The organism is Oleiphilus sp. HI0061 (assembly GCF_001635675.1).
This window is the reverse complement of record NZ_LWFE01001259.1, coordinates 1-1,550: the sequence shown is the minus strand read 5'-3', so window position 1 is coordinate 1,550 and position 1,550 is coordinate 1. Positions and strand designations below refer to the sequence as shown.

General features: G+C 42.5%; 2 protein-coding genes. One reads left to right on the top strand and one right to left on the bottom strand.

What is annotated here, in order from left to right:
• Positions 1 to 441: hypothetical protein (locus A3735_RS19720; protein WP_369820542.1), on the bottom strand; the 441-nt coding region annotated here is incomplete at its 3' end.
• A 308-nt stretch (positions 442 to 749) separates the two neighbouring features.
• Between A3735_RS19720 and A3735_RS19715 the strand changes: the two genes are divergently transcribed.
• On the top strand, positions 750 to 1,550 hold an 801-nt coding region (locus A3735_RS19715; RefSeq protein ID WP_156499778.1), incomplete at its 3' end, for a chromosome segregation SMC family protein.

The following is a 1,550-nucleotide window of genomic DNA, read 5'->3' as shown; positions in this document are numbered from 1 at the left end:
ATCTCTAAGCGCTGATTGAAGTGCTGCTTGATATAGTTTTGCATTTCGTAAAGGAAATACCAAGGTGCTAGCCAGGCGCTCGATAATGGAAAGTTCTTCTTCAAGAAAGCGCTTCTTTCTAGAAAAGGTAATTGCGCCTAATTCTGTTTCGTCCATGGTGAGGTTGTACTGGCAAGAATGTACACCAGATTTATCACCAATTGTGATAGGGCTCTGATTGGAAGCTTCATGTTTCATTTGATCAAATGACACCAAAGTCTGGACTTCACTCGCAAACATATGAATGATGTCACTACAATCTAGCGTGGTTTGGAGGCGGCGAGTTAAGCGAGAAATAATATCGTTATTGTCGCTAATTGATTTATTTAGATCGCGATAGGTAGATACTATCTTAGCCTTATTAAAATCAATTGTTGTATCGTTTCGTTCGTTACCGCTCATCGTATGGCTCCACAATAATGTTCCAGTATTGTTAATTAATACAAATTGTGGGCCAAGCCAGAAAAACAGCTTATAAACAATGCTTTAGATGTGGTTGAACAAACTATTGACGCGATTTGTTGCGTTGCGGCTTGCCGGTTCGTCAAAAAAATGTCTCAATATTCGGCCTCTAAAGGCCGTCACGGCAGTGCGTCGCCACTTGCTTCGTCGATATTCTCAACATATTGATAGAAATAGCGCCTTGAACCGTAGATAATAGCGAAAATTTTTGAAAACCCATTTATTAGTTTTGGAGCACTTTCTGAGCAATGCGCTTAAAGTCCATTAAGTTAGCCGGATTTAAATCTTTCGTAGATGCGACGACGGTTCCTTTTTCTACCAATATGACCGCTATCGTTGGGCCTAACGGGTGTGGTAAATCAAACATTATCGACGCTGTTCGTTGGGTGATGGGTGAAAGTTCGGCAAAGAACCTTCGTGGCGAGTCGATGACTGATGTTATCTTTAATGGCTCTACCGGTAGACAGCCCGTCGGACAAGCATCGATCGAGTTGTTGTTCGAAAATCAGGAAGGCAAGCTGAGTGGTGAGTATGCTTCATTCACTGAGATATCAATAAAGCGCAAGGTCACAAGAGAAGGTAGCTCTCAATACTACTTAAATGGCACGAAGTGCCGAAGAAGAGATGTTACTGATATTTTCCTCGGTACGGGAATGGGGCCTCGATCTTACGCAATTATTGAGCAGGGGATGATATCCCGCTTAATCGAGTCCAAGCCTGAAGAGCTTCGCGTATATCTCGAGGAAGCAGCAGGAATATCCAAATATAAAGAGCGTCGCAGAGAGACAGAAAACCGTATGCGTCGAACTCAGGACAATCTTGATCGCTTGGCCGATATTCGTGAAGAACTTGGTAAGCAGCTTCAGCACCTTAAACGGCAAGCAAATGCAGCTGAACGTTATGCTGAATTCAAGAAAGAAGAACGTCTACTCTCTGCAAAACTTCATTTTGTATATTGGGATCTTCTCGATCAGGACCTATCGGGCAAGTCCGATCTGTCTGTTAAATATGAAAAAGAAATAGAAGATGCCGTTATTGCTAAGAATAGC